This window comes from Pseudomonas guariconensis (genome assembly GCF_015680235.1).
Classification (GTDB): Bacteria; Pseudomonadota; Gammaproteobacteria; order Pseudomonadales; family Pseudomonadaceae; genus Aquipseudomonas; species Aquipseudomonas guariconensis_A.
On record NZ_JADLJL010000008.1, the window covers coordinates 129,399 to 154,995 of the forward strand.

23 protein-coding genes are annotated in these 25,597 nt (G+C 64.4%); 18 read left to right on the forward strand and 5 right to left on the reverse strand.

The window, feature by feature from the left end; genetic code table 11:
- Positions 1–212: 212 nt before the first annotated feature.
- The 7 genes from prfB to IRZ56_RS08715 all read left to right on the forward strand — a co-directional run bounded on the left by prfB (position 213) and on the right by IRZ56_RS08715 (position 7,104).
- Positions 213–1,308, forward strand: a protein-coding gene (gene prfB / locus IRZ56_RS08685; RefSeq protein WP_196144582.1) for a peptide chain release factor 2 whose coding sequence is annotated in 2 segments (ribosomal slippage) — positions 213–284 and positions 286–1,308 — 1,095 coding nt in all. Because the reading frame shifts where the segments join, the coding sequence is not laid out codon by codon here.
- A 93-nt stretch (positions 1,309–1,401) separates the two neighbouring features.
- The gene (gene lysS / locus IRZ56_RS08690) at positions 1,402–2,904 is read left to right on the forward strand and encodes a lysine--tRNA ligase (protein ID WP_196144583.1); all 1,503 of its coding nucleotides are present in this window, start codon (positions 1,402–1,404) and stop codon (positions 2,902–2,904) included.
- Positions 2,905–3,174: 270 nt separating this feature from the next.
- A complete protein-coding gene (locus IRZ56_RS08695) occupies positions 3,175–3,879 on the forward strand; it encodes a TetR/AcrR family transcriptional regulator (RefSeq protein ID WP_196144604.1) in 705 nt (234 codons plus the stop codon).
- Positions 3,880–3,925: 46 nt separating this feature from the next.
- On the forward strand, positions 3,926–4,474 hold the full coding sequence (locus tag IRZ56_RS08700) for a hypothetical protein (protein ID WP_196144584.1): 549 nt from the start codon (positions 3,926–3,928) through the stop codon (positions 4,472–4,474).
- A 134-nt stretch (positions 4,475–4,608) separates the two neighbouring features.
- The gene (locus IRZ56_RS08705) at positions 4,609–5,886 is read left to right on the forward strand and encodes a flavohemoglobin expression-modulating QEGLA motif protein (RefSeq protein WP_196144585.1); all 1,278 of its coding nucleotides are present in this window, start codon (positions 4,609–4,611) and stop codon (positions 5,884–5,886) included.
- Positions 5,858–6,781, forward strand: a complete 924-nt coding sequence (locus IRZ56_RS08710; protein ID WP_196144586.1) for an alpha/beta hydrolase — start codon at positions 5,858–5,860, stop codon at positions 6,779–6,781. Before IRZ56_RS08705 ends, IRZ56_RS08710 begins: the two co-directional genes overlap by 29 nt.
- Positions 6,778–7,104 (forward strand): hypothetical protein, encoded by a 327-nt coding sequence (locus IRZ56_RS08715; protein WP_196144587.1) that lies wholly within the window; start codon positions 6,778–6,780, stop codon positions 7,102–7,104. Before IRZ56_RS08710 ends, IRZ56_RS08715 begins: the two co-directional genes overlap by 4 nt.
- Positions 7,105–7,225: 121 nt before the next feature.
- Here the strand turns inward: IRZ56_RS08715 and IRZ56_RS08720 are convergent, their stop codons facing one another.
- The 3 genes from IRZ56_RS08720 to IRZ56_RS08730 form a co-directional block, all read right to left on the reverse strand.
- Positions 7,226–8,014, reverse strand: coding sequence for an OmpA family protein (locus tag IRZ56_RS08720; protein ID WP_196144588.1), 789 nt, complete (start codon positions 8,012–8,014; stop codon positions 7,226–7,228).
- 52 nt (positions 8,015–8,066) lie between these two features.
- Positions 8,067–8,480, reverse strand: coding sequence for a DUF4398 domain-containing protein (locus IRZ56_RS08725; protein WP_196144589.1), 414 nt, complete (start codon positions 8,478–8,480; stop codon positions 8,067–8,069).
- A gap of 263 nt (positions 8,481–8,743) precedes the next feature.
- Positions 8,744–9,088 (reverse strand): pilin assembly protein, encoded by a 345-nt coding sequence (locus IRZ56_RS08730; RefSeq protein ID WP_196144590.1) that lies wholly within the window; start codon positions 9,086–9,088, stop codon positions 8,744–8,746.
- Positions 9,089–9,225: 137 nt separating this feature from the next.
- On the opposite strand from IRZ56_RS08730, the gene ppc reads away from it, so the two are divergent.
- From ppc to IRZ56_RS08765, 7 genes are all read left to right on the forward strand, one after another.
- Positions 9,226–11,853 carry a phosphoenolpyruvate carboxylase gene (gene ppc, locus IRZ56_RS08735; protein ID WP_196144591.1) on the forward strand — a complete coding sequence of 876 codons (2,628 nt, stop codon included), beginning with the start codon at positions 9,226–9,228 and terminating at the stop codon, positions 11,851–11,853.
- Positions 11,854–12,110: 257 nt separating this feature from the next.
- Positions 12,111–12,761 (forward strand): adenylate kinase, encoded by a 651-nt coding sequence (gene adk, locus IRZ56_RS08740; RefSeq protein ID WP_196144592.1) that lies wholly within the window; start codon positions 12,111–12,113, stop codon positions 12,759–12,761.
- Positions 12,762–12,849: 88 nt separating this feature from the next.
- Positions 12,850–13,524, forward strand: a complete 675-nt coding sequence (gene tsaB, locus IRZ56_RS08745) for a tRNA (adenosine(37)-N6)-threonylcarbamoyltransferase complex dimerization subunit type 1 TsaB (RefSeq protein ID WP_196144593.1) — start codon at positions 12,850–12,852, stop codon at positions 13,522–13,524.
- Positions 13,525–13,919: 395 nt separating this feature from the next.
- A complete protein-coding gene (locus IRZ56_RS08750) occupies positions 13,920–14,207 on the forward strand; it encodes a hypothetical protein (protein ID WP_196144605.1) in 288 nt (95 codons plus the stop codon).
- Positions 14,208–14,210: 3 nt separating this feature from the next.
- Positions 14,211–15,080, forward strand: coding sequence for a DUF72 domain-containing protein (locus tag IRZ56_RS08755; RefSeq protein ID WP_196144594.1), 870 nt, complete (start codon positions 14,211–14,213; stop codon positions 15,078–15,080).
- Between the two features lie 33 nt (positions 15,081–15,113).
- On the forward strand, positions 15,114–15,944 hold the full coding sequence (locus IRZ56_RS08760) for an isocitrate lyase/PEP mutase family protein (RefSeq protein ID WP_196144595.1): 831 nt from the start codon (positions 15,114–15,116) through the stop codon (positions 15,942–15,944).
- Between the two features lie 6 nt (positions 15,945–15,950).
- Positions 15,951–16,637 carry an extensin family protein gene (locus IRZ56_RS08765; protein WP_196144606.1) on the forward strand — a complete coding sequence of 229 codons (687 nt, stop codon included), beginning with the start codon at positions 15,951–15,953 and terminating at the stop codon, positions 16,635–16,637.
- On the opposite strand, the gene IRZ56_RS08770 is transcribed toward IRZ56_RS08765, so the two are convergent.
- A complete protein-coding gene (locus IRZ56_RS08770) occupies positions 16,638–17,261 on the reverse strand; it encodes an energy transducer TonB (protein WP_196144596.1) in 624 nt (207 codons plus the stop codon). It abuts the gene before it with no gap.
- Positions 17,262–17,354: 93 nt separating this feature from the next.
- Here IRZ56_RS08770 and IRZ56_RS08775 point away from each other — a divergent pair, with 93 nt between their 5' ends.
- Positions 17,355–18,143 (forward strand): class I SAM-dependent methyltransferase, encoded by a 789-nt coding sequence (locus IRZ56_RS08775; protein WP_196144597.1) that lies wholly within the window; start codon positions 17,355–17,357, stop codon positions 18,141–18,143.
- Positions 18,144–18,351: 208 nt separating this feature from the next.
- On the opposite strand, the gene IRZ56_RS08780 is transcribed toward IRZ56_RS08775, so the two are convergent.
- Complete coding sequence (locus IRZ56_RS08780; RefSeq protein WP_196144607.1) at positions 18,352–18,981, reverse strand: TetR/AcrR family transcriptional regulator; 630 nt, start codon at positions 18,979–18,981, stop codon at positions 18,352–18,354.
- 171 nt (positions 18,982–19,152) lie between these two features.
- Between IRZ56_RS08780 and IRZ56_RS08785 the strand changes: the two genes are divergently transcribed.
- The 3 genes from IRZ56_RS08785 to IRZ56_RS08795 form a co-directional block, all read left to right on the forward strand.
- The gene (locus tag IRZ56_RS08785) at positions 19,153–20,253 is read left to right on the forward strand and encodes an efflux RND transporter periplasmic adaptor subunit (RefSeq protein WP_196144598.1); all 1,101 of its coding nucleotides are present in this window, start codon (positions 19,153–19,155) and stop codon (positions 20,251–20,253) included.
- A gap of 5 nt (positions 20,254–20,258) precedes the next feature.
- On the forward strand, positions 20,259–23,318 hold the full coding sequence (locus tag IRZ56_RS08790) for an efflux RND transporter permease subunit (RefSeq protein ID WP_196144599.1): 3,060 nt from the start codon (positions 20,259–20,261) through the stop codon (positions 23,316–23,318).
- 345 nt (positions 23,319–23,663) lie between these two features.
- Positions 23,664–25,597, forward strand: a 1,934-nt coding sequence (locus tag IRZ56_RS08795; RefSeq protein WP_328311273.1) for a T6SS effector BTH_I2691 family protein, incomplete at its 3' end; no start/stop codon positions are given.

The window sequence follows — 25,597 nt, forward strand, 5'->3', positions numbered from 1 at the left end:
CTCTGGAAACAGCGCAGGCCGGGTGGCGGGCTTGTCCCGCGATTGGGCCGGGCCCGATATCACCGTCGCCTGACAAGGGCTGCACCCTTGATCGCGGGACAAGCCCGCTCCTACAAAGACGCATGTTTCCACCGCCCGGCGGGTCTGCCGCCCTGGCACGGACTGCGTTATACTCGCTGGCTTTTCACCGAATTCGCGCGAGTAGCCAGCCCATGGAAATCCAACCAATCCTGAACACCATCAAGGACCTCACCGAACGTTCCCAGTCCATTCGGGGGTATCTTTGACTACGATCACAAAGCTGATCGCCTGATCGAAGTCAACCGCGAACTGGAAGACCCTGCCGTCTGGAACAAGCCCGAGTACGCCCAGGGGCTGGGTCGCGAGCGTGCCATGCTGGCACAGGTCGTCGAGACCCTGGACAAAATGTCCAACGGTTTGTCCGACTGCAAGGACCTGCTCGACATGGCCGTCGAGGAGAACGACGAAGGCGCCGTCAGCGATGTCGTGACCGAGCTGGAAGGTCTGGAGGAAGTCCTGGCCCAGCTTGAGTTCCGTCGCATGTTCAGCGGCGAGATGGACATGAACAACGCCTACCTGGACATCCAGGCCGGCTCCGGTGGTACCGAGGCGCAGGATTGGGCCAACATCCTGCTGCGCATGTACCTGCGCTGGGCCGACAAGCGTGGTTTCGATGCCACCATCATCGAGCTGTCCGAAGGCGAGGTCGCTGGCATCAAGGGTGCCACCGTGCACATCAAGGGCGAGTACGCCTTCGGCTGGCTACGCACCGAGATCGGCGTGCACCGCCTGGTGCGCAAGAGCCCGTTCGACTCCGGCGCCCGTCGCCACACCTCGTTCTCGGCGGTGTTCGTCTCCCCCGAGATCGACGACAAGGTCGAGATCGAGATCAACCCGTCGGACCTGCGCATCGACACCTACCGCTCCTCCGGTGCCGGTGGTCAGCACGTGAACACCACCGACTCGGCGGTACGTATCACCCACGTTCCGACCAACACCGTGGTGGCCTGTCAGAACGAACGTTCCCAGCACGCCAACAAGGACACCGCCATGAAGATGCTGCGGGCCAAGTTGTACGAGCTGGAGATGCAAAAGCGCAATGCCGCCTCGCAGGCGCTGGAAGACAGCAAGTCGGACATCGGCTGGGGCCACCAGATCCGCTCCTACGTGCTGGATGACTCGCGTATCAAGGACCTGCGCACCGGCGTCGAGCGCAGCGACTGCCAGAAGGTCCTGGACGGCGACCTCGACCAGTACCTGGAAGCGAGCCTCAAGCAGGGGCTGTAAACCGCATACCACCGCCGCGATACCTGGCTCTGGGCCGGTATCGCGTGCCCTGCCCGACAGGGGCAACGAACACCTGATGGAAACAATGACGACATGAGCGACCTCAAGACCGAATCGCAAGACCTGCAACAGGAAGAAAATGCCCTGATCGCCCTGCGCAAGGAAAAACTTGCCGCCGAGCGTGCCAAGGGTAACGCCTTCCCCAACGACTTCCGTCGCGACAGCTACTGCAACGACCTGCAGAAACAGTACGCGGACAAGACCAAGGAAGAGCTGGAAGCAGCCGCGATCCCGGTCAAGGTTGCCGGCCGCATCATGCTCAACCGTGGCTCGTTCATGGTCATCCAGGACATGACTGGGCGCATCCAGGTCTACGTCAACCGCAAGACGCTGCCGGAAGAAACCCTGGCCGCGGTCAAGACCTGGGACCTGGGCGACATCATCAGCGCCGAAGGCACCCTGGCCCGTTCCGGCAAGGGCGACCTGTACGTCGAGATGACCGACGTGCGCCTGCTGACCAAGTCGCTGCGCCCGCTGCCGGACAAACACCACGGCCTGACCGACACCGAGCAGCGCTACCGCCAGCGCTACGTCGACCTGATGGTCAACGAGGAAACCCGCCACACTTTCCGTGTGCGTTCCCAGGTGATCTCGCACATCCGCAAGTTCCTCATCGAGCGCGACTTCCTCGAAGTCGAGACGCCGATGCTGCAGACCATTCCCGGTGGCGCCGCGGCCAAGCCGTTCGAAACCCATCACAACGCCCTGGACATGGCCATGTTCCTGCGCATCGCGCCGGAGCTGTACCTCAAGCGTCTGGTTGTGGGGGGCTTTGAAAAAGTCTTCGAGATCAACCGCAACTTCCGTAACGAAGGCGTCTCGACCCGGCACAACCCCGAGTTCACCATGCTCGAGTTCTACCAGGCCTACGCCGACTACCGCGACAACATGGACCTCACCGAGGAACTGTTCCGCGAGCTTGCGCAGCTGGTACTGGGCACTACCGACGTGCCGTACGGCGACAAGGTGTTCCACTTCGGCGAGCCGTTCGCCCGTCTGTCGGTGTTCGACTCGATCCTCAAGTACAACCCCGAACTCACCGCCGCCGACCTGCAGGACGTCGACCGTGCCCGCGAGATCGCCAAGAAAGCCGGCGCCAAGGTGTTGGGCCACGAAGGCCTGGGCAAGCTGCAGGTGATGATTTTCGAAGAGCTGGTCGAGCACAAGCTGGAGCAGCCGCACTTCATCACCGAGTACCCGTTCGAAGTCTCGCCGCTGGCCCGTCGCAACGACCAGAACCCGGCCGTTACCGACCGCTTCGAGCTGTTCATCGGTGGCCGCGAGATCGCCAACGCCTACTCCGAGCTCAACGATGCAGAAGACCAGGCCGAGCGCTTCCTGGCCCAGGTGGCCGAGAAGGACGCAGGTGACGACGAGGCCATGCATTACGACGCCGACTTCGTCCGTGCCCTGGAGTACGGCATGCCGCCGACTGCCGGTGAAGGTATCGGTATCGACCGCCTGGTGATGCTGCTGACCAACTCGCCGTCGATCCGCGACGTGATCCTGTTCCCGCACATGCGTCCGCAGGCCTGAGCAAACGGTCTACAGGGCTGCTGTGCAGCCCTTTCGCGGCACGAGGCCGCTCCTACGGGCTATATGCAGCTCCTGTAGGAGCGGCCTTGTGCCGCGAAAGGACCGCATAGCGGTCCGCGGATATGGCCATGCATGTCATCCGCCTTCGAGGCGGTTTTTTCTTGCCTGCAATCTATTCGTGACTGGTCGGTCATAAATTACGAACCTTTACTGCAAAAGAGGGATTTACCCTCGCCGAGACTCAACGAGGTACTCATCGTGACTCCCGCAATGGCCCAACAAGGCGCAGCAGGCGTGGCCAGCGCCGTCGCCGAAAGCGTGCAATACCAGGGGCGCAAGACCGCCCGCCAGGGCAGCGAGCAGCGCCGCCAGCAGATCCTCGACGCGGCCATGCGCATCGTCGTGCGCGATGGCGTAAGGGGTGTGCGGCACCGGGCGGTGGCCGCCGAGGCAGGTGTGCCCTTGTCGGCCACCACTTACTACTTCAAGGACATCGAAGACCTGCTCACCGACACCTTCGCCCAGTATGTCGAGCGCAGTGCCGCCTACATGGCCAAGCTGTGGGCCAGTTCCGAAGTGCTGCTGCGCCAGTTGCTCGCCCAGGGCGATGGCAGCCCTGCGTCCCGGGCGCGCCTGGCTGATGACGTGGCGCGCATGATGGCCGACTATGTCAGCCGCCAGCTGCACACCCGGCGCGATTTCATCATGGCCGAACAGGCCTTCCGCCAGGAGGCGCTGTTGTGCCCGCGCCTGGCCGAACTGGTCACCGCCCACGAACAGATTCTGCTGCATGGCGCACGCCAGATGCTGCAGGTGGTCGGGTCGCGCCAGCCCGAGCAAGACGCCCAGATGTTGACGGCGATAATCGAGCAGATGGAATATCAGGGCCTGCTCAAGGATGTGAATGCGCAAGCCGATGGGCAGATGCTCGCTATCCTTACCCGGTACCTGCACCTGGTGCTGGCATCGGCCTAGGCTGGGACCGACCCCAGGGGCGACCGACTTTTTCAAGGAGAACCTGATGAAAGCCTGGCGTGTGGTGTTGTTGACGCTGTCATTCCTGATGCTCGGTGGCTGTCTGGTGACCTTCCATGAACCCTTGCCCAGCAACCAGGCCGCGCCCAAGGCGCTGCTTGGCAAATGGAGCAGCAAGGACGCCTGGGGCGAGCCGCTCAAGCTCGCCATCAGCCGCGTCGGCGGCGATGCCTACCGGGCGGTGGCCACCGCCAAGGGCAAGGCGCCCGAGGAGTACGTCTTTACCGTGTCGCGCCATGGCAACCGCTGGTACCTGTCGGCGGGGGTGCCCAAGCGCCTGGGCGGCAACTTCCTGATCGGTGGCTTCGATATCGTCGACGACAAGGAACTGGTGCTCTATAACCTCGATGTCGACCAGGTCCAGCAGGCGCTGGAGAACAAGGAGCTCAACGGGCGCAGCACCGAGGGGCTGGAGGACAACGGGCCGGGGGTGTTGATCGACAGCCCGGCGGAGCGGGTCCTGGCCTACCTGGACGACCCAGCCAATTCCGACTTGTTCGTCGAGGTGGCACGCTTCCAGCGTTCCGGCAAATGACTGTGTGGCCTCTTCGCCGGCAAGCCGGCTCCCACAGGTATATCACCGCCCTTGGGCATTGCGTGTGTACCGGTGGGAGCCGGTTTGCCGGCGATAGGGCCGCTACAGGTATCCTGTTCTGAAAGGAGTCCCCGGTGGACGAGTACCAGCAAACCATCCGCGCCCTGTCCGACCGCATCGTCGCGGCGCAGACCCCGATCCGGGTCTTGGACGCGGTGAAGTGGGATGACAACATCCGCCAGGGCTTCCTCAAGGCCAAGGGCAAGGAGCCTCCGGCGGTCGACCGCGCCTACTATCAGGGCCGCCCCCTGTCGTTCGACTCCAGCGCAGTGAAGGCCGAGTTCCAGAGCATCGAGCGCGACATCACCCGCCAGCTCGGCCAGTTCAACCCGGTCGGCCAGATCATGCGGCGCATGTGCAAGGAGTACCGCATGGTGGTGCGCATGCTCGAGGCCCGTGGTACCGAGGACTTCGGCCTGATTTCCCAAGAGCTCTATGGCGCGGCCTCCGACGCCTTCCATGCCGGCGACCCGACCCTGGCCGACCTGGGCCTGATGCTCTCTGACTACCTGAACAACATCGATGGCCGGGGGGACCTGAAGGACGAACCGAAGAACCTCACTGCCAAGGAAGCCGTGGCGATTCTCCAGCACCGCCTGAACAAGGTGTTCGGCGAAGCCGAGGAGACCATCCGGGTGTTCGAGTCCGATGGTATCGTCGCCGACGCCGCCGCCGGTGCCGACTACATCAAGGTGCGCGCCGACGCGATGTTCAACAGCCGTGACGTACGCGCCCTGGAGGTTCACGAGGGGCTGGTGCACGTGGGCACCACGCTCAATGGGCTCAACCAGCCGATCTGCACTTTCCTGGCCAAGGGGCCGCCCTCGTCGACCGTGACTCAGGAAGGCCTGGCCATCCTCATGGAAGTGATCGCCTTCGCCTCCTACCCCAGCCGTCTGCGCAAGCTCACCAACCGCACGCGGGCGATCCACATGGTGGAGGAGGGTGCGGACTTTTTGCAGGTCTATGAATTCTTCCGCGGCCAGGGCTTCGAGATGGCCCAGAGCTACAGCAATGCCAGCCGGGTATTCCGCGGTTCGGTGCCCAATGGCCTGCCATTCACCAAGGACTTGTCCTACCTCAAGGGTTTCATCATGGTTTACAACTATATTCAGTTGGCCGTGAAGAAAGGCAAGCTCGAGCAGATCCCGCTGTTGTTCTGCGGCAAGACCACTCTGGAAGACATGCGTACCTTGCGCCAGCTGGTCGAGGAGGGCCTGGTGGAGCCACCCAAGTACCTGCCGGAGCAGTTCCGCGACCTCAACGCCCTGTCGGCCTGGATGTGCTTCTCCAACTTCCTCAACCACCTGAGCCTGGATCGCATTGAAGCCGACTACGCGAACATTCTCTGACGCCTGTCGCCTGCTGATCCTGGGCCTGCTTCTGCTGGGGCTCGGGGGCTGCAGCAGCTTGCTGTTCTTCCCGGAGCCGGGCCTTGCGTTCACGCCGGAAAAGGCCAGGCTCGCGTATCGCGACCTGACCCTCACCGCGGCCGACGGCACGCGTCTGCACGGGTGGTGGCTGCCGGCCAAGCCTGGGGTCAAGGTCAAGGGCACGGTGCTGCACCTGCACGGCAACGGCGGCAACCTGGCTTGGCACCTGGGCGGTAGCTACTGGCTGCCCGAGCAGGGCTACCAGGTACTGTTGATCGACTACCGTGGCTATGGCCTGTCCCGGGGCAAACCCAGCCTGCCCGAGGTCTACCAGGACATCGCCGCAGCCATGGCCTGGCTGGACCAGGCCCCGCAAGCCCAGGGCAAGCCGCTGGTGCTGCTGGGGCAGAGCCTGGGCGGTGCCATGGCCATCCACTACCTGGCTGCCCATCCCGAGCAACGCCAGCGTTTCAGCGCCCTGGTCTTCGACGGGGTACCGGCCAGCTATCGGGAAGTGGGGCGTTTCGCCCTGAGCACGTCCTGGCTGACTTGGCCGTTGCAAGTGCCGCTGTCATGGCTGGTACCGGACGGCGATAGCGCGATCCGCTCCATCGAGCGCCTGGACAGCCCGCCGAAGCTGTTCTTCCACAGCATCGACGACAACCTGGTGCCGATGGACAGCGGTATCCGCCTGTACCAGCACGCACCGCCGCCGCGGGTGCTGCAACTGACCCGGGGTGGCCATGTGCAGACCTTCGCCGACCCGACCTGGCGTCAGGTGATGCTGCGCTTTCTTGATGACCCCAGCCACTTCAATGGCCTTCGGCGCTTGGCCGAAGTGCCCAACTACCCAGACGAGAAGAACAAGCAATGAGTGAAGAACGCAACGCCATCCCGCTGATCCTGACCGCCGTCGGCAGCATCATCGTGACGGTCGGCACCCTCTGGTACTACGGCTACGTGCATTTCGCCAAGCCCGAGGACGCCCTGTTGCTGCAGGATTTCACCATGCTCAAGACCCTCCCCGGCGAAGACTACAAGGTCTCCCTGGACCCTGCGCCCCAGGTGGCCCAGTGCATCGATGGTGTGCTGGTGCTGTTCGATACTCAGCAGAAAGGCCTGACCGGCGTGCTGGTGGACAACCGCAAGCGCGCGATCCGTTGCCTGGGGCAGGAGACGCCGCAGCAGGTGCAGTGATGCGTTGCACGGGCCCACAGCGGAACAAGCCCGCTCCGACAAGGGTGGTGCACACCCTGTAGGAGCGGGCTCGTCCCGCGATGGGGCTGCAAAGCAGCCCCTGTCTTTCAAGACCCAGGCGTTATTGCACCTGGCTCACCGAACGCGGCTGCACCGGCTGGTTGTCATTGGAGATGGTCACCTCCACGCGGCGGTTCTGGGCGCGGCCGGAGTTGCTGCTGTTGTCGGCCACCGGGTATTCCTTGCCATAGCCTTGGGCGACGATACGGGTCGGGTCTACGCCGGCACGCACCAGGGCCATGCGCACGCTGTTGGCGCGGCGTTCGGACAAGGCCTGGTTGTAGGTGGCCGAACCGACGCTGTCGGTATAACCCTCGACGATCACCTTGCGCTCAGGGTTTTCCTGAAGGAACTGGGCGAGCTTGGTGATGTTGGGGAAGGCGCTGCTTTTGAGCTCGGACTTGTTGAAGTCGAACAGCACGTCGCCGAAGGTCACCAGGGTGCCTCGGTCGGTCTGCTTGGCGTTGAGGCTCTCCTGCAGCTTGCGGATCTGTGCGTCGCGGGCATCCAGGCGGGCCTGGGCGCGCTGGGCGGAGGCGTTCTTCAGTTCGTTCTCGGCCGAGCGCAGGGCGATGGTCTGCTTGGCCACCTCGACGCGCTGGTTGGTCAGGTAGGCCAGCTGGTCGACCTTCTTCTCGTCCTCGCGGTCCATGAACGCCTTGTCGGCTTTGTTCAGCCAGTCCTGGGCGTCCTTGGTCTCGAGGGCCGCCAGCTTGCTGGCCTGCGGGTCGCTCTGCAGGGCCGAGAAATTGGTGCGTGCCGACTCAAGGTTCGGGTTCGGGTCGTGGGAGCAGGCGGCCAGGCCTACGCTCAGGGCCAGCAGGGCGGGGATCATGACGTAATTGCGCATAGTGTTCATCCTTTGAAAAATGGCGAAGGCTCAAGAAAAGGCTGGGCTGTGCTCATTCGGCGCTGCGCATGCCTTCCTCACGCAGGTCCTGGACACCCTGGCGAGCGTCCTGCACGGCCTTTTGCGCCTTGGCGGCCTGCGCCTTGCGCTCGGCCACGCGCGCGTCCCACTCGGCCTGTTCGGCCAAGCGCTTGGCTTCGTCGTATTTCTTGTCATGCATGGCGATTTCGGCCTGCTTGAACTTGTCCTGGGCGGCCTTCATTTCCACGGCGGCGAATTCGGTGCCGCCGGCACTGACTGCGGAGTTCACCGCGGATTGGGTAACGGCGTACTGCTCGGTGGGCGGGTTGCCAGCGCAACCGGCCAGGACCAGGCTGCTGCCCAGGGCCAGTGCGGCCAGCTTGAGCCCGCGCCCAGTCTTGGATGATTCATGCGATGTGCGGGTCTTCATGGTGGTCAGCTCCATTGGTTCACTCCTGTTAACGACAATGTCCGTAGCAGTCCATCGCTTCTCCCTGGCAGATGCGCGCACTTCGGCTGAACAGTGCACAACGGCATGTGTGCAGGGTTTTAGCGTGATGGCTATTGGCTGTGACTGAGGCGTTTTTCAGATAGTTCAGAAAAAAATGCCCTCGAGGCGCAATTTTTTCTGACTGGTCGGTCAGCGGCTTTGGCCGGTAGCGCAGGTGCCTGGGCAATGGCGAGCGCCCTGGTGGCGCTCGCCCGGGCTCACTTGGAGGTGTCGTCGCCGGTGCTGCCGAGGGTATGCAGGTGGCGGCGGGAAAGGGCCAGGAAACGTGGGGTAGGGCCGATATCTTCGTACAGCGGGTCACCTTCTTCGTCGGTGGCGATCACCTGTTGACCCTGGACATAGGGAAAGCTGGCCTCCAGCTCTTCGAGGGCTGCGCCGACCAGCTCGCCGAGCAGTTCTTCGGCGGTGCGCTTGGGGTACATGTCGATCAAAGCAGCCAGGCGCGCCTCGGACTCCAGGTCCAGGTGCAGCACATGGCCGGTGGGGCTCAGGCGCCCCTTGGCGTTCTGTTCCCACTGTTGGGCAAGCTCGCGGATTTTCATGATGACCTCTGGCCACGGATGACTTCTTTCACTTTAGTCGCTTTGCCAGGTTGCGGCTTGCCATGCCGGGCCGGCTGTGCCAGTACTGTTCCCTTCCTGAACGGGTGCGCGGGCGAGCCGCGCCGGAGAGAGGGCCGATGACCGATATCGATGTACGCTTGCGTGAGGATGTCCATCTGTTGGGAGAGTTGCTGGGCGAGACCATACGCCAGCAGCATGGCGAGGCGTTCCTGCAAAAGATCGAGGATATTCGCCACAGCGCCAAGGCCGACCGCCGTGGCGCCGCCGAGCAACTGAGCTCGACCCTGGGCGACCTGGCCGACGATGACCTGTTGCCGGTGGCGCGGGCGTTCAACCAGTTCCTCAACCTGGCCAATATCGCTGAGCAGTACCAGTTGATTCGCCGCCGCGACGCCGGCCAGCCCGAGCCCTTCGAGGCGCGGGTGCTACCGGAACTGCTGGCGCGCCTGAAGCAGGCCGGGCACAGCGATGATGCCCTGGCCAGGCAGTTGGCCAAGCTGGATATCCAGCTGGTACTCACGGCCCACCCCACCGAGGTGACGCGCCGCACCCTGATCCAGAAATACGACGCCATTGCCGGGCAACTGGCGGCGCAGGACCACCGTGACCTGACCCCCGCCGAACGCCGGCAGGTTCGCGAGCGCCTGCGTCGGTTGATCGCCGAGGCCTGGCACACCGAGGAGATCCGCCGCACCCGGCCGACACCTGTGGACGAAGCCAAGTGGGGCTTCGCGGTGATCGAGCATTCCCTGTGGCAGGCGATCCCCAACCACCTGCGCAAGGTCGACACGGCCCTGTTCGAGGCCACTGGCCTGCGCCTGCCGCTGGAGGCGGCACCGATCCGCTTCGCCTCTTGGATGGGCGGCGACCGCGACGGCAACCCCAACGTGACTGCGGCGGTGACCCGTGAGGTCCTGCTGCTGGCACGTTGGATGGCCGCCGACCTGTTCCTGCGCGACATCGACTACCTGGCCGCCGAACTGTCCATGCAACAGGCCAGTGCGGCGCTGCGCGAGCAGGTTGGCGACAGCGCCGAACCCTACCGTGCGCTGCTCAAGCAATTGCGCGATCGCCTGCGCGCCACGCGCGCCTGGGCCCATGCCGCGCTGACCGCCACGCTGGCGCCCGGGGCCGAGGTCCTGGCCAGCAACCGCGAGCTGATCGAGCCCCTGGAGTTGTGCTACCAGTCGCTGCATGACTGCGGCATGGGCGTGATCGCCGACGGCCCATTGCTCGACTGCCTGCGCCGGGCGGTGACCTTCGGCCTGTTCCTGGTGCGCCTGGACGTGCGCCAGGATGCTGCCCGACATCGCGATGCGCTGACCGAGATCACCGACTACCTGGGCCTGGGGCGTTACGCCGACTGGGATGAAGAGCAGCGCATCGCCTTCCTTCAGGCCGAACTGAAGAACCGGCGGCCTTTGCTGCCTGCGCATTTCCAGCCTGGGGCGGAAACCGCCGAAGTCCTTGCCACCTGCCGCGAGATCGCCGCGGCGCCGGCGGCTTCGCTGGGCTCGTATGTCATCTCCATGGCCGGGGCCGCCTCGGACGTGCTGGCGGTACAACTGTTGCTCAAGGAAGCCGGCCTGACCCGGCCGATGCGCGTGGTGCCGCTGTTCGAGACCTTGGCCGACCTGGACAACGCCGGGCCTGTGATGGAGCGTCTGCTCGGCCTGCCGGGCTATCGTGCTGGGCTGCACGGGCCGCAGGAAGTGATGATCGGCTATTCCGACTCTGCCAAGGACGCCGGGACCACGGCAGCCGCCTGGGCCCAGTATCGGGCCCAGGAAAACCTCGTGCGTATCTGTCGCGACCATCAAGTGGAGCTGCTGCTGTTCCATGGCCGTGGCGGTACGGTCGGCCGAGGCGGCGGGCCGGCCCACGCGGCGATCTTGTCGCAGCCGCCTGGCTCGGTGGGCGGGCGCTTCCGGACCACGGAGCAAGGCGAGATGATCCGCTTCAAGTTCGGCCTGCCGGGTATCGCCGAGCAGAACCTCAACCTGTACCTTGCCGCGGTGCTCGAGGCGACCCTGCTGCCGCCGCCGCCCCCCCAGCCGGCCTGGCGCGCATTGATGGACCAGCTGGCTGCCGATGGCGTCAAGGCGTACCGCGACGTGGTGCGCGAGAACCCCGATTTCGTCGAATACTTCCGCCAATCCACCCCCGAGCAGGAGCTGGGTCGCCTGCCTCTGGGCAGCCGCCCGGCCAAGCGGCGTGCCGGCGGCATCGAGAGCCTGCGTGCGATTCCGTGGATCTTCGGCTGGACCCAGACCCGCCTGATGCTGCCGGCCTGGCTGGGCTGGGAAACGGCCCTGGGCAATGCCCTGGCCCGGGGCCAGGGCGAACTGCTGGCGCAGATGCGCGAACAATGGCCTTTCTTCCGGACTCGCATCGACATGTTGGAGATGGTCCTGGCCAAGGCCGATGCGGAAATCGCCAAGGCCTACGACGAACGTCTGGTGCAACCGGACCTGCTGCCGTTGGGTGCGCAACTGCGCGACCTATTGTCGCAGTCGTGCCAGGTGGTGCTGGGGCTGACCGGGCAATCGGTGCTACTGGCGCACAGCCCCGAGACCCTGGAGTTCATCAGCCTGCGCAATACCTACCTGGACCCGCTGCACCGCCTGCAGGCCGAGTTGCTGGCCCGTTCGCGCAGCCGCGAAGCCGCTCTGGACAGCCCGCTGGAGCAGGCCCTGCTGGTGACCGTGGCGGGTATCGCCGCAGGCCTTCGCAACACCGGCTGAGGCAGTAGAGGGAGGGCCTTGGCCGGGTGGCATGCGCCGTTCGGTCGGGGCTGGCCAAGCCGGTTGCGCTGGGCGCAACCAGGCCGCCAAAGGCCCCCGCATGGCGATTTCCTGCAACTTTGGGACGCTTGTCTGGTTGCCGGGCGCTGTGTATCTTGAGCAGCCTTTTGACCGATTTTCGGTCTCACCCGATTTTTCGGAGTTGGCCTTCTGTGCCGAATCCGTTGATTTACATAGAAAAATATGAGGAGCACAAGATGCGCGTAATTCTGCTGGGAGCTCCCGGGGCCGGTAAAGGTACTCAGGCAAAGTTCATCACCGAGAAGTTCGGTATTCCACAGATCTCCACCGGTGACATGTTGCGTGCTGCCGTCAAGGCCGGCACCCCGCTGGGCCTGGAGCTCAAGAAAGTCATGGATGCCGGCCAGCTGGTTTCCGACGAGCTGATCATCAGCCTGGTCAAGGAGCGCATCGCCCAGCCGGATTGCGCCAACGGCTGCCTGTTCGACGGCTTCCCGCGCACCATTCCCCAGGCTGAAGCCATGGTCGCTGCCGGCGTCGATATCGATGCCGTGGTCGAAATCGCCGTGGACGACGAAGAGATCGTCGGTCGCATGGCCGGCCGTCGCGTACACCTGGCTTCGGGCCGTACCTACCACATCCAGCACAACCCGCCGAAAGTGGAAGGCAAGGACGACGTCACCGGCGAAGAGCTGATCCAGCGTGACGACGACAAGGAAGAGACCGTGCGCCACCGCCTGTCGGTGTACCACAGCCAGACCAAGCCGCTGGTGGACTTCTACCAGAAGCTGTCGGCCGCCAACAATGGCAAGCCGAAGTACGCCCACATCGAAGGTGTCGGCTCGGTCGAGTCGATCACCGCCAAGGTACTGGCAGCCCTGAGCTGATCCATCACCGTGCGTCACGACGGCCCGCTTGCGGGCCGTTGTCGTTTATACTGCCGCTCTTTTTACCTCTGCCCTGGAATACCGTTCGATGACCACGTTGCTGGCCCTGGATACCGCCACTGAAGCCTGTTCCGTCGCCTTGCTGCATGACGGCAAGGTGACCAGCCACTACGAGGTGATCCCACGCATGCACGCCCAGAAACTGCTGCCGATGATCAAGCAGCTGCTGGGCGACTCCGGTGTGGCGCTCAATACCATCGACGCCATCGCCTTTGGCCGTGGCCCGGGCGCGTTCACTGGCGTGCGTATCGCCATTGGCGTGGTTCAGGGGTTGGCCTTCGCCCTGGAGCGCCCGGTGCTGCCGGTGTCCAACCTGGCGGCCTTGGCTCAGGGTGCCTTGCGCGAGCGGGGCGTGCAGCAGGTGGCTGCGGCCATCGACGCACGCATGGACGAGGTGTACTGGGGCTGCTACCAGGCCTGCGAGGGCGAGATGCGCCTGCTCGGGCGCGAGGCGGTACTGCCGCCGGAGCGGGTGCAGTTGCCCGAAGGCGCCAGCGGTGATTGGTTCGGTGCCGGCACCGGTTGGGGCTATGCCGGGCGCCTGGCGGTGCCGGTGAGCGAGAGCGATGCCTCGGCGCTGCCCAGCGCCCTGGACATCCTCAGCCTGGCCACCTTCGCCTGGGGCCGCGGTGAGGCCATCGCTGCCGAGCAGGCACAACCTGTGTACCTGCGCGACAACGTCGCCACACCCAAGGCGCGCTGAACGAGCCTTTGTGGCAAAAACAGACCTATAGCGCAGATCTTGTAGGAGCGGGCTTGTCCCGCGATCAAGGGCGAAGGTGATAGCGGGCCCGGCCCAATCGCGGGGCAAACCCCCGCCCCCACGGGCCGGCCAAAAAAATAGTTATGCGTTGACTGTATTGGGCAGAGAAAAAGCGGCTAGCGCTGATCCCTTGTAGGAGCGGGCTTGTCCCGCGACCAAGGGCGAAGCCCTTGCCAGGCGACAGTGATAGCGGGACCGGCCCAATGGATTAACTGACCGGCATTAGCCCAACCCCGAACCTTTTGTCTAAACTGTGGTCCAGTTAACAAATCGGGCATTAGCGACGGATCCCTGGTGCTGCTAAATTGCCATCACTGATCCTGAGTGCCCTGTCCATGCGTATCGATGGTTTCTCCCCGCAGTCCTATCCGATCAAGCGCCCTGCGCGCAAGGCACCGGTGCGCGACGAAACAATCGAGGACGCCGAAGTGGTCGACGAGGTGCAGGTGCCTCAGGACCCGGGAACCCGGCGCCATACGGCCGGGGTTCCAGCCCGGCAACAGGACATGGTCTTCCCTCGGGCCCGCGACCGACGTACCGCCACCGCTCTGGCCAGCTACCTGGCCACGGCCGGCTTCACCGACTGGGAGATGGAAGTGCTGGGGCTGGACCTGTACATTTGATGGATGAATCCATCGCCTCTTCCTTATTTTCTCGGTTGTCCGTCCTGGAGTGACAACGCCTGGCGCGACTACCTCTATCCTGCCGACGCCCGTCCTGCCGAATACCTTGGGCTGTACAGCCAGGTGTTCAACGCCGTTGAGGGCAATACCACGTTCTACGCCCGCCCGGCACCGGCCACGGTGGAGCGCTGGGCGCAGGTGATGCCCAAGCATTTCCGTTTCACTGCCAAGTTTCCTGGCGACGTCAGCCACGCGAGCCACCTAGGCGAACAATTGGCCTCGGCGCTCGATTTCACGCGGCTGCTGGCACCACTGGGCCCACGGGTTTCGCCCTATTGGCTGCAGTTGCCCGCGCAGTTCGGCCCTACGCGCCTGGGGGAGTTGTGCCATTTTCTCGATGAGATCGGCGTGCCGGTGGCGGTCGAGGTGCGTAATGACGCATTTTTCGCCCGTGGCGAAGAGGAGCGCCTGCTCAATCGGCTGCTGCGCGAGCGTGGCGTCGAGCGTATCTGCCTGGACCCGCGTGCATTGTTCAGTTGCACCCTGCGTGACCCCGGCGTTTTGGACGCACAGGCCAAGAAACCACGGGTGCCTCCACGTCCGGCCGCCTTCAGCCAGCATCCCCAAGTGCGTTTCATCGGGCATCCGCAATTGGACGCCAACGAACCTTTCCTCACACCCTGGGTAGACAAGGTTGCCACTTGGATCGAGGAAGGCCGCAGCCCCTATGTCTTCCTGCACACGGCCGACAACCGCCTGGCCGCTGCCCTGGCCCAGCGCTTTCACCAGCGCCTGATGGCGCGTCTGCCCGGCCTTGCGCCGCTGCCGGAATTGCCCCGCGCGCCTGAGGTCGAACAACTGGGGCTACTCTGAGCAATCCTCAACACGCTGCTGGAGGTCATGACCATGGATGTGCAAACCCTGCGAGCCGAAGCCTTCAAGGCGTTGCATGAACGCGAGGGCGCGTTCGTCATTCCCAACCCGTGGGATGCTGGGTCTGCCAAGTTTCTGGCCAGCCTTGGGTTCGAGGCGCTGGCGACCACCAGTGCCGGCCTTGCCTTCAGCCTGGGGCGGCCTGATGCGCAGGCGGCCTTGGACCTCGAACAAACGCTGAGCAATGCCCGGGCGATTGTCGATGCTACGCCCTTGCCCGTGGCGGCCGACCTGGAAAACGGTTTTGGCGACTTGCCGCAGGACTGTGCCGAGGCGATCCGGCAGGCCGCCGGGGTAGGGTTGGTAGGCGGCTCGATCGAAGATGCCAGCGGCCATGCCGATGCACCGATCTACGACTTCGGCCTGTCGGTGGAGCGTGTACGTGCTGCGGTGCAGGCTGCTCGTGAACTGCCATTTCCCTTCACCCTCTGCGCCAGGGCCGAGAACCTGCTGCACGGTCGCCTGGACCTGGATGACACCATCCGCCGCCTGCAGGCCTATGCCGAAGCCGGTGCCGATGTGCTGTATGCCCCCGGCTTGCGCAGTGTCGACGAGATCCGTGCCGTGGTGCAGGCCGTGGCACCCAAGCCGGTCAATGTGCTGATGGGGATGGCTGGGGTGGCATTGAGCGTCAACCAGTTGCAGGATCTGGGCGTGAAACGCATCAGCGTCGGTTCGTCCCTGGCCCGGGCGGCCTTGGGGGCGTTCCGGCGCGCGGCGCTGGAGATTCGCGACGAGGGCACGTTCGGCTATGGCGAACAGGCCATGCCGTTCACCGAACTCAACGAGCTGTTCCGGCGCTGAATGCGCCTGTTGTCGGTGCTGGCCGTCGGCCTGCTGCTGCTGCTGGCGGCCCTTGCCTGGCAGCTGGGCTGGCGACTGCCGTCGACCTGGAACCCTTGGGCAGTGCTGGATGTACGCCAGCCACCGAACCTGCTCACCCCCTACAAGCTGTCGCGCCTGCGCACCGATGCCGACCTGTGCCGCCAGGCGCTGCAGACCTCATCCCTGCGCTATCGGGCGCAGGCCGACAGCCCGCCGACGGCAACGTGTCCGCTGCAAAACGTTTGGCGCATCGAAGGTGGCCAGGCACGGCTGGGCAGTAGCTTCCTGGCGTCGTGCCCGCTGGCGGTGGCCTACGCGTTGTTCGAAACCCATGGCGTGCAACCGGCGGCACGACGTGTATTCGGCCAACCGGTGGCGCAGGTCGAGCACCTGGGCAGCTTTGCCTGTCGTAACGTCTATCACCGCAAGCAGGGGCGCCTGAGCCAGCATGCCACCGCCAATGCCCTGGATATCAGCGGTTTTCGCCTCCAGGACGGCCGGCGTATCGTGCTGGCGCGGGACTGGCAGAGGCAGGGGCGGGAGGCCGAATTCTTGCGGCGGGTGCATGAGGCGGCGTGCGCCAGTTTCAGCACAGTACTGGGGCCGGACTACAACGCTGCTCACCACAACCATTTTCATCTGGATATGGGCTTCTGGCAGGTCTGTCGCTGATCAGGCGTGTACGCGCACGTTGTTCAGCACCACTGGGCGGGCCCAATGGATGTCGAATTCCAGGTCGTTCCGTTGCTGGGCCAGGGTGGGCTCATCGTAGGGTTCGGGGGCTTTGTCCAGCAGGTCCATCTCGAACTCGGCGATCGGCAGGAACAGTGGGCGCGGCGAAGGTGCCGGGCCTGGCTCGGGTAGCGGTTGGCCCTGGCTCATGACCACCGGACGCAACCAGCTGTTGTTCAGGTCGAGCTGACGTTGCTGCTCGATGAGCTCGGCGGCGCTGAAGGGCTCGGGGGCGCTTTCCAGCAGCTCCCTCTCGAGCTCGGCCTTGGGCAGGAACAAGGGTTCGGGTGGGATGATTTCGCTGTCATGGAGGTCGCAGGCGCGCTGCAGGCGAATCTGCGCCAGAGCGTGTGCACCGCCCACTGGTTCGCCGCTGTGCTGATCGACCTGCTTCTCGATGGCCTGGCTGACTGGGTCGGGCTCCGGCGCCTGCTGTTCGGCCAATGCGCGGGCGAAGAAATCCTGCCACAGGTGGCTGACGCCCCCGAGTGCCTGGGTGTTCTGCCGACCGAAGTGGTCGACAGGCGACAGGTAGGTCAAGCCGATGGGAAGAGTATCTGACATGGCAGTCGCGCGCGTTGTGCTCTGGCAGAATAGCGGATACTGCGTGTATCGGCGGTGGCCGGGATTTCATTAATTTTTCGAGTGCGGGAACGGATGGCAGAGCTAGAGCAGGGCGCGGGTATCAGGGTCGAGGCCTTGTCGATCGAATTTCAGGCCCAGGCGGTGGCATGGGCCGAGCGTCTGGGTTTGCCGCTGGTGGACGACGCTGCCGGCTTCGCCGTACAGGTGGGGGCCGAGGGCTTGCAGATCCAGCAGTTGGGGCCGCAGGCACCGGGGCCGGTGCGGGTGGATTTCGTCGAAGGGCAGGCGGCTCATCGGCGGCTCTATGGCGGTGGCAATGGGCAGATGATCGCCAAGGCGGTCGGCATCGCCCAGGGCGTACGGCCCCAGGTGCTCGATGCCACGGCGGGACTGGGCAAGGACGCGTTCGTCCTGGCCAGCCTTGGCTGCCAGATGACCTTGATCGAGCGCCAGCCGTTGATCGCGGCCTTGCTCGAAGATGGCCTGGCACGGGCGCGCGGTGATGAGGAGGTTGGCGCGATCGTGGCGCGCATGCGCTTGCTGACGGGCAATGCGATCGAACGCATGCGCGGCTGGGAGGGCGAGGCGCCGCAGGTGATCTACCTTGATCCGATGTTTCCGCATCGGGACAAGAGTGCGTTGGTGAAGAAGGAGATGCGGGTGTTTCGGCCCTTGGTGGGTGATGACCTGGATGCGCCGGCGTTGCTCGAGGCGGCCCTGGCGTTGGCTTCGCACCGGGTGGTGGTCAAGCGGCCGCGCAAGGCGCCGATTATCGAGGGGCCCAAGCCGAGTCACAGCCTGGAGGGGAAGTCGAGTCGGTATGACATTTATCCCAAGAAGGCGCTCAAGGCTGGGGGGTGAGTGGCACCGCCACCGCCGTTTACGCAACAGCCCAGGCGCCGCCAATTGCGACGTCAGGAGGCCGGATGCAGGAGCCAGCGTTTTTGGGTTCCTGTCTTGGGGTTGAAGTGATGCGTAGATCGCGCGCCGCCCGCGCGGCGCGCGGTCTCACAAGCGCTGCATATTTCACGACAAACACGTCGCAAGGCAGGCGGCACAAAAAAAGCGCCTAAACCCGATACGCCCGCATGAACAACCCAACCACCTCCCGCACATGCGCCTCGGCCTCATCCCCCACCAACGCCGGCGCACACCCCAGCAACAACCGATAATCCGGCGCCCCCTTCACCAGGCAGAAGAAATGCTCCGCCGCCCGCAGCGGATTGTCGATCGCCAGCAGCCCCCGCTGCGCAACACAGCGCAGCAGCGCCTCCATCCCCCCGAGCACCCGTTTTGGCCCCGCCTCCCAGAAATACTCCCCGAAGCCAGGGTCCTGGTTCCCCAGGGCAATGATCAATCGGCTCAACCTCACCGACTCTTCACTGCTGATCAACGCATGGAACCCGCGAGCGATGTTCAGCAACACCTGCTCCAGCGGCACCCCCTCGGGCAGTTCGAAGATCAAATCCGGCAATTGCGCCTGGCAAGTCGCCATGACCGCCGAACCGAACAGCGTCTGTTTATCGGTGAAATGGCTGTAGACCGTGAGTTTTGAAACACCTGCCGCCGCAGCGACCGCATCCATGCTGGTGTTGGCATAGCCAAGGCTGAGAAACAGTGTCTTGGCGGCTTCGAGGATGGCCTCGCGTTTGGCCAGGTCCTTGGGCCGGCCCGGGCCTATGGGTGCGTCGTGGGACATGAGGATCCGAATCTGGTTGAAAAAGGCTTCCATCTTACCGGGTCTGGCGGCGATGGGCGTGCGTTGGGGGAACGTTTTCTCGCATCTACCCGCTTCCCCGGCCCGATCAGCTGATTTAATATACTCGCCAGTATAAATATTCCAGGCGCTGCCCTCGAAAGGATTTCCATCATGTTGCGTCATGCCTTGCCCATCGTTTTGCCTGCCGCCTTGGCCCTGCTGCTGTCCGCTTGCGGGCAGGAAACCGCGGCACCCGCGGCGCCTCGCCCGGCGCTGGTGGTCCAGCCCCAGCCGGCCGGAGCGTCGGCCGACAGTTACCCTGGCGAGGTGCGGGCTCGCTTCGAACCGGAGCTGGCGTTCCGGATCGGCGGCAAGGTCACCAAGCGCCTGGTAGAGGAAGGGCAGCGGGTCAAGGCGGACCAGCCTCTGGCCGAACTCGACCCGCAGGATGTGCGCCTGCAACTGGAGGCCAACCGTGCCCAGCTTGCTGCCGCCCAGGCCAACCTGGCCCTGGTGCGGACCGAGCGCGACCGCTACCAGAGGCTGCTCGACAAGCAGATGGTCAGCCATTCCCAGTTCGACAACGCCGAGAATCTTTACCGCGCCGGTCTGGCCCGGCTCAAACAGGCCCAGGCCGAATTCGACGTGGCCGGCAACCAGGCCGAGTACGCGGTGTTGCGCGCGCCCCAGGCTGGCGTGATCGCCAAGCGCCAAGTCGAGGTGGGCCAGGTGGTGGCCGCCGGGCAAACCGTTTTCACCCTGGCCGCCGACGGCGAGCGTGAAGTGCTCATCGGCCTGCCGGAGCAGCAGTTCGCCCGTTTTGCCGTGGGGCAAACGGTCAGCGTGGAGCTGTGGTCGCATCCCAATGCGCGCTACGAAGGGCGTATTCGCGAGTTGTCTCCGGCGGCCGATCCGCGTTCGCGTACCTTCGCCGCGCGCATTGCCTTCACCTCGGCCAGCGCGCCGGCAGAGTTGGGCCAAAGTGCAAGGGTGTTCATTGCCCATGCCGAGCAGGCGCCGCTGTCGGTGCCGCTGTCGGCCGTCACCGCCGAGCAGGGCCAGGCTTACGTCTGGCGGGTCGGCAAGGACAACCGGCTGGAGCGCGCCGTGGTGCGCTTGGGCCCCTATGGCGCCGACAGCGTGCCGGTACTCGAAGGCCTCAAGGCCGACGACTGGGTGGTGGCCGCCGGTGGCCATGTATTGCGCGAGGGCCAGCAAGTCCGGCCCGTGGACCGCACCAACCGTGACGTGAACCTGGCGGCCAAGGAGTAGTCCCGATGGGTTTCAATCTTTCCGCCTGGGCCCTGCGCAACCGGCAGATCGTGCTGTTCCTGATGATTCTCCTGGCAGCGGTTGGCGCCATGTCCTACACCAAGCTGGGGCAGAGCGAGGACCCTCCGTTCACCTTCAAAGCCATGGTCATTCGCACGATCTGGCCGGGTGCCACTGCCGAAGAAGTCTCCCGGCAGGTCTCCGAACGCATCGAAAAGAAGCTGATGGAAACCGGCGAGTACGAGCGCATCGTTTCGTTCTCGCGCCCGGGTGAATCCCAGGTCACTTTCATGGCCCGCGACTCCATGCATTCGCAAGCCATCCCAGAACTCTGGTATCAGATTCGCAAGAAAGTCGCGGATATCCGCCATACCCTGCCGCCGGAAATCCAGGGCCCGTTCTTCAACGACGAGTTCGGCACCACCTTCGGCAATATCTATGCCCTGACCGGCGCAGGCTTCGACTACGCAGTGCTCAAGGACTATGCAGACCGCATCCAGATCCAGCTGCAGCGGGTCAAGGACGTGGGCAAGGTGGAGCTGCTCGGCCTGCAGGACGAAAAGATCTGGATCGAGCTGTCCAACGTCAAGCTGGCGACCCTGGGCGTGCCTTTACAGGCCGTGCAGCAAGCCTTGCAGGAGCAGAATGCGGTAAGCACCGCCGGCTTCTTCGAAACCCCCAGCGAACGCCTGCAACTGCGGGTGAGCGGGCAATTCGACACGGTCGAGCAGATCCGCCAGTTCCCCATCCGAGTGGGCGATCGGACCTTCCGTATCGGCGACGTGGCCGATGTGCACCGTGGTTTCAACGACCCACCCGCGCCGCGCATGCGCTTCATGGGGGAAGATGCCATTGGTCTTGCAGTGTCGATGAAGGAGGGCGGCGACATTCTGGTCCTGGGCAAGGCCCTGGAGGGTGAGTTCGCCCGTCTGGCCCGCAACCTGCCCGCCGGCATGGAACTGCGCAAGGTCTCCGACCAGCCGGCGGCGGTGAAGGCCGGGGTCGGCGAGTTCGTCCAGGTATTGGTCGAGGCCCTGGCCATCGTACTGCTGGTGAGCTTCTTCTCCCTGGGCCTGCGCACCGGCCTGGTAGTGGCCTTGGCCATTCCGTTGGTGCTGGCCATGACCTTCGCCGCCATGCACTACTTCGGCATCGGCCTGCACAAGATTTCCCTGGGGGCGCTGGTACTGGCCCTGGGGCTACTGGTGGACGATGCGATCATTGCCGTGGAGATGATGGCGATCAAGATGGAGCAGGGCTTCGACCGGCTCAAGGCGGCCAGCTATGCCTGGTCGAGCACGGCCTTTCCGATGCTCACCGGTACCCTGATCACTGCGGCGGGCTTCCTGCCGATCGCCACCGCCGCCTCGAGTACCGGCGAATACACCCGTTCGATCTTCCAGGTGGTGACCATCGCCTTGCTGACCTCCTGGGTCGCCGCGGTGGTGTTCGTGCCCTACCTGGGCGACCGGCTGCTGCCGGACCTGGCCAAGCGCCACGCGGCGCGCCATGGCGAGGCTGGCCATGACCCGTACGGTACGCCGTTCTACCAGCGGGTGCGCCGCGTGGTGGGGTGGTGCGTGCGGCGGCGCAAGACGGTGATCGTGCTGACCCTCGCTGCGTTCGTCGGCAGCCTGCTGTTGTTCCGCTTCGTGCCCCAGCAGTTCTTCCCGGCGTCGGGCCGGCCTGAGCTGATGGTCGACCTCAAGCTCGCCGAGGGCGCGTCGCTGGCCAACACCGCCGAGCAGGTCAAGCGCCTGGAGGCCTTGCTCAAGCAACAGGACGGCATCGAGAACTACGTTGCTTATGTCGGCACCGGTTCGCCGCGTTTCTACCTGCCTTTGGACCAGCAATTGCCGGCGGCGAGCTTTGCTCAGTTCGTGGTGCTGGCCAAGAGCCTGGAAGATCGCGAGGCGTTACGCAGTTGGCTGATCGCCACGCTGGACGAACAGTTCCCCGAGCTGCGCTCGCGGGTCACACGCCTGGAAAACGGCCCTCCCGTGGGCTACCCGGTGCAGTTCCGCGTGACGGGCGAGCATATCGAGAAGGTCCGCGCCCTGGCGCGTCAGGTCGCCGACAAGGTACGCGAGAACCCCCACGTGGTGAACGTGCACCTGGACTGGGAGGAGCCGAGCAAGGCTGTATTCCTGGAGATCGACCAGGATCGCGCACGTGCCTTGGGCGTGAGCACTGCGCACCTGTCGAGCTTCCTGCAAAGCTCGCTCACCGGCACCACCGTCAGCCAGTATCGTGAAGACAATGAACTGATCGAGATCCTGCTGCGCGGTACCGACCAGGAGCGCCATGAGCTGGGTAATCTGGGCAGCCTGGCATTGCCCACCGATAACGGCCAGAGCGTGGCGCTGTCGCAGGTGGCGACGCTGGAATATGGCTTCGAGGAAGGGGTCATCTGGCACCGTAACCGCCTGCCGACGGTGACCGTGCGCGCCGATATCTACGGCAAGGAGCAGCCGGTGACGCTGGTCAAGCAAATCCTCCCGACCCTGCAGCAGGTGCGCGACCAGTTGCCGGACGGTTACTTGCTGGAGGTGGGCGGTACGGTGGAGGACTCCGAACGCGGGCAGAAATCGGTGAATGCCGGCATGCCGCTGTTCATCGTGGTGGTGCTGACGTTGCTGATGATCCAGCTGCGCAGTTTCTCGCGCACGGTGATGGTATTTCTCACCGCCCCCCTGGGGCTGATCGGCGTGACGTTGTTCCTGCTGGTGTTCCGCCAGCCGTTCGGCTTCGTCGCCATGCTCGGCACCATCGCCTTGGCGGGGATGATCATGCGCAACTCGGTGATCCTGGTCGACCAGATCGAGCAGGATATCGCCGCTGGGCTGGACCGTTGGCAGGCGATCATCGAAGCCACGGTACGGCGCTTCCGGCCCATCGTGCTCACCGCGCTGGCGGCGGTGCTGGCGATGATCCCCCTGTCGCGCAGCGTGTTCTACGGGCCGATGGCGGTGGCGATCATGGGTGGGTTGATCGTGGCGACGGTGCTGACCCTGTTGTTCCTGCCGGCGCTGTATGCGGCATGGTTCAGGGTGAAGAAGGGGTGAAGCACGAAGGCTGAGCGCTGCGGCAAGCCGGACACGTGCTCCGGCTTGCCGACCCTGTAGGAACGGGCTCGCCCCGCAATGGCTGCGCCTGCGGATGGACAAGGTCCGCCAGGTCATGTGAATAACAGCCCCGATGCTGCGCCGAAATCGCAAAAAGCGAAGCTTCCTACAAACCCTTGGGACGCATGAATTACCTCTGAGAAGTCCTTCTCCCTTAGCGTTAACCGCTGGATTCGATAACAGGTGATCCAGGGACGTCGAGGCTGTCGCCTACCAGGCCAGCTCGACGGTCGCTTTGTAGACAAGGAATTCACATGCCCAGCCAATGCGATCTGAGGCTTTGATATGAACCTCAGCCAGAACATCGCCCATGTCATCGCCGAATCGGCACTCCCTCCCGGCCAATGCCAGGCCTGCGAACGCCAGGGGTTGCCTGTCCTGGTGTTGCGCCAGGCCTTGGTCCCAGACCTGCTCTCCACCGCCGCAGCACCGCCGCTGGAGGGCCGTCGCGTCGACACCAAGATGGGCTTGCGCACCCTGCGCATGGGCTACCTGTACGTCCTGCTCGATCGCCGGATCTGGCACGCCTACGAGGTCACCGAACAAGGCTATCTGCGTCGCTTCAACCCCATCGAGCCGCCGCTCGGGCCGCCTCGTCCACTGCCCGACTGGTGCTCCGGCAAAGACCACGATATCCCCTCGGCCTTTCTGACCTTCGACACCAAGACCTACAGCACCGCCTGGATCGCCTTCGCCAGCGATCCATGGCCGCTCAGCGTGTTGAACGCCTACAGGGATGGCACATTCCCCTCGGATCGCTTTCATGAACTGGACCTGACCCAGCTCCGGACGAACCCAGGCAGGTTCGGCATGCTCATGACACCGGACAACCTGCAAGTCGACCGCCAGGTGTTCGAGTATGCCAAGCAGCTACCGGGGCCCTTCGACAGCGCACACGGCTTCCACAGCCGTTACCTGCGCCATACCGCCTTGCGCAACTACGTGACCCATGCCATGGCCAAGCACCAGCTCGAGCAGGGCGTGCTGGCCGTGGTCATCGATGACACCGTCGGCCTGATCCAGGAATACAACCATGCGCGTCTCGGTTGGCTGGTGGCTCGCCAGCAATGGCGTGAAGAACCGCTGCGGGCGTACAAGCTGCAAACCTCGCATATCCTGCAGATCATTCGCGCCCAGCACCGCGCCTGGGCCGAAGAGGCCGTATCCAGCTTCGAGCCGCAGTCTGGCGATGGACCTCCGGTCTTCGTCGACCCGCGTATCGAACGCCAACGCGTGGTGGATCAGCGCGGCGATGAAAGCGATGCCCGACTCGAAGAGCGCTATGACGAGCCGGCCCGGGCCGCCTTCCAGGCCGAGTACGAACGTCAGGACGCCCAATACCAGCATTACATCGACCTGAACGCCCAGGCCTATGCGGCGCTTTGCGACAGCTCCGCCTTCAAGCTCATCGAGCAATACGATTACGATGGCCAGGACTCTGATTCCGCCGTCGCCTACAGCATGACCCTGGCTTCATGCCTGGCGGGCGGAATCACCGAAGCGTTGAGGTCGGAGGCGCAAGCACCGCCAGGTCCCAGTGAAGCACTCTGGCTGCGATGGCTGCAGGACCCTGCCAGTCCAGCCTACCGCGCCCTGCTGATGCGCAATGAATCGTTGTTAGACGCGCTGTTGCCCAGCTTCTCGACCAACGAAGTCGACTGGAACGACAGCGAGAAGCTTTATTCGGTGCTCAACAAGTTCATCACCAGCGATGACCTTGGCCTGGCATTTCGTGACGGCCTCAAGCAGGCGGTGGCCGACCTCCAAGGAGCCGTCAATGCCGCCAGCAAACGCCTGGAGCCGAGTCTGGCCCCTGAAGTCCCGAACGCGGTGAGGCGCCTGAACGCCGCCACGCAGTGGTTGCACAACGGCGTCCAGTTGATCGAGCTGCAGGTGCAGATGAAGCTCGGTGAATACTACGCCCTGCAAAGCGCCCACCTGCGCCAGCTGCAGAAACAGGCCAACCAGGCGGTCGCCAAGGCCCGCGAACAGAGGCTGCGCAGTATGAGAGCCTTCGAAGCGCAATCCCTCAGCAACCTGCGCAATGTCCGCCCCATCCTCCAGGACGGGCTATTGAGCCTCGCCGTGCTCGACCCGAAGCTGGCCGACAGCACGATCTCCGTCAGCCTGTGGGTCGAAGGCCGTGCGCAGGAGGTGCATGAGCGGCTAGTCAATGGAGCACGCCATGGCGTGGGCGCGCTGGATCATACCGCCCCGGC

What these genes read in the sequence shown, in the direction of transcription:
- IRZ56_RS08695 (WP_196144604.1), top strand. Translation starts at nt 3,175, where the DNA reads ATGGCCCAACAAGGCGCAGCAGGCGTGGCCAGCGCCGTCGCCGAAAGC.
- IRZ56_RS08725 (WP_196144589.1), bottom strand. Translation starts at nt 8,480, where the DNA reads ATGGAGCTGACCACCATGAAGACCCGCACATCGCATGAATCATCCAAG.
- IRZ56_RS08750 (WP_196144605.1), top strand. Translation starts at nt 13,920, where the DNA reads ATGCGTATCGATGGTTTCTCCCCGCAGTCCTATCCGATCAAGCGCCCT.
- IRZ56_RS08715 (WP_196144587.1), top strand. Translation starts at nt 6,778, where the DNA reads ATGAGTGAAGAACGCAACGCCATCCCGCTGATCCTGACCGCCGTCGGC.
- IRZ56_RS08730 (WP_196144590.1), bottom strand. Translation starts at nt 9,088, where the DNA reads ATGAAAATCCGCGAGCTTGCCCAACAGTGGGAACAGAACGCCAAGGGG.
- IRZ56_RS08785 (WP_196144598.1), top strand. Translation starts at nt 19,153, where the DNA reads ATGTTGCGTCATGCCTTGCCCATCGTTTTGCCTGCCGCCTTGGCCCTG.
- IRZ56_RS08780 (WP_196144607.1), bottom strand. Translation starts at nt 18,981, where the DNA reads ATGTCCCACGACGCACCCATAGGCCCGGGCCGGCCCAAGGACCTGGCC.
- IRZ56_RS08760 (WP_196144595.1), top strand. Translation starts at nt 15,114, where the DNA reads ATGGATGTGCAAACCCTGCGAGCCGAAGCCTTCAAGGCGTTGCATGAA.
- IRZ56_RS08755 (WP_196144594.1), top strand. Translation starts at nt 14,211, where the DNA reads ATGAATCCATCGCCTCTTCCTTATTTTCTCGGTTGTCCGTCCTGGAGT.
- IRZ56_RS08775 (WP_196144597.1), top strand. Translation starts at nt 17,355, where the DNA reads ATGGCAGAGCTAGAGCAGGGCGCGGGTATCAGGGTCGAGGCCTTGTCG.
- tsaB (WP_196144593.1), top strand. Translation starts at nt 12,850, where the DNA reads ATGACCACGTTGCTGGCCCTGGATACCGCCACTGAAGCCTGTTCCGTC.
- IRZ56_RS08720 (WP_196144588.1), bottom strand. Translation starts at nt 8,014, where the DNA reads ATGCGCAATTACGTCATGATCCCCGCCCTGCTGGCCCTGAGCGTAGGC.
- ppc (WP_196144591.1), top strand. Translation starts at nt 9,226, where the DNA reads ATGACCGATATCGATGTACGCTTGCGTGAGGATGTCCATCTGTTGGGA.
- lysS (WP_196144583.1), top strand. Translation starts at nt 1,402, where the DNA reads ATGAGCGACCTCAAGACCGAATCGCAAGACCTGCAACAGGAAGAAAAT.
- adk (WP_196144592.1), top strand. Translation starts at nt 12,111, where the DNA reads ATGCGCGTAATTCTGCTGGGAGCTCCCGGGGCCGGTAAAGGTACTCAG.
- IRZ56_RS08790 (WP_196144599.1), top strand. Translation starts at nt 20,259, where the DNA reads ATGGGTTTCAATCTTTCCGCCTGGGCCCTGCGCAACCGGCAGATCGTG.
- IRZ56_RS08770 (WP_196144596.1), bottom strand. Translation starts at nt 17,261, where the DNA reads ATGTCAGATACTCTTCCCATCGGCTTGACCTACCTGTCGCCTGTCGAC.
- IRZ56_RS08700 (WP_196144584.1), top strand. Translation starts at nt 3,926, where the DNA reads ATGAAAGCCTGGCGTGTGGTGTTGTTGACGCTGTCATTCCTGATGCTC.